The 1,164-nt window shown below is 69.3% G+C and carries 2 protein-coding genes; one reads left to right on the plus strand and one right to left on the minus strand.

Annotated features, from left to right (window positions below; all coding sequences use genetic code 11):
- The coding region (locus tag K789_RS0103585) for an AMP-binding protein (protein WP_024365563.1) at positions 1–750 on the plus strand (750 nt) is incomplete at its 5' end.
- Between the two features lie 9 nt (positions 751–759).
- Here the strand turns inward: K789_RS0103585 and K789_RS0103590 are convergent.
- The coding region (locus K789_RS0103590) for a TspO/MBR family protein (protein WP_024365564.1) at positions 760–1,164 on the minus strand (405 nt) is incomplete at its 5' end.

Below are 1,164 nucleotides of genomic sequence, written 5' to 3' on the forward strand. Positions count from 1 at the left end.
ATCGCCGCCGCCGCGGCGGAACGCGGCATCGGGCTGGAAAGCATCCGCTTCTCCATCTCCGGCGCCATGAACCTGCCCACGGCGACAGTGGAGACCTGGGAGAACGCGACCGGCGGCTACCTGATCGAGGGCTATGGACTGACCGAAACCTCCCCGATCGCGGTTGGCAACCCCTTCGGCCCCAGCCGCAAGCCGGGCACCGTGGGGGTTCCGTTCCCGCTGACCGACATCCGGGTGGTGGACCCCCGGAACGTCGCGCTGGACCGAGCCCCGGGCGAGGAGGGGGAACTCCTGATCCGAGGCCCGCAGGTGTTCACCGGATACTGGAACCGGCCGGAAGAGACCGAGGAGGCCCTGCTCGACGGCGGCTGGTTCCGCACCGGCGATATCGTCTCGGTGGACGACGACTACTTCGTGACGATCCGGGACCGGATCAAGGAACTGATCATCACGGGGGGCTTCAATGTCTCGCCCAGCGAGGTGGAGGACGTCATCGCCACTTTCCCGGGCGTTTCGGAAGTCTCGGTCGTTGGGATGCCCCGCACCGGCGGCGGCGAGGACGTCGTTGCCGCCGTGGTGCCGATCCCGGGCACCACCATCGATCCTGACGCGCTCCTCGCCTTTGCCCGGAAGCACCTGACCGCCTACAAGGTGCCGCGCAGGGTGGTGGTGCTCGATTCCCTTCCCCGCTCGCTTATCGGCAAGGTGCTCCGCCGCGAGATCCGGGACACGCTCGTGGCCGGGCGCTGAACCGGCGGACTACCCCTGCCGGCCGACCGCCCGGGGGTTGAGTCCCGCGATTGCCATCGACAGCACCGTGGCGAATCCGCACCACAGCGCGTAGGGTGCCAGAGCCACACCGGCGCCGCGGTTGAGTTTGTACGTCCGCCGCACCAGGTCGGCGCTGCTCGCCGTCAGCACGGCGCACTCCGCCGCAGCCAGCCACGGCCGGCGGCTACGCCAGAAGAGCCAACTCCACCCGGCATTGAGAACGAGGTTCGCGGCCAGGGCACCCCGGTAGGCGCGGATCTGCCGCTGTGCGGTTTTGCCGCCGGGGATGTCGGGCACATCGTTGCTGTCCAGTGCCACGGCCGAACTCACGGCGAGGTCCGCGTAGAGCGCTGTCCAGACCACCGGAAACGCGATGGCGGGCGGCTGCCAGCG

The organism is Arthrobacter sp. TB 26 (assembly GCF_000427315.1).
GTDB lineage: Bacteria > Actinomycetota > Actinomycetes > Actinomycetales > Micrococcaceae > Arthrobacter.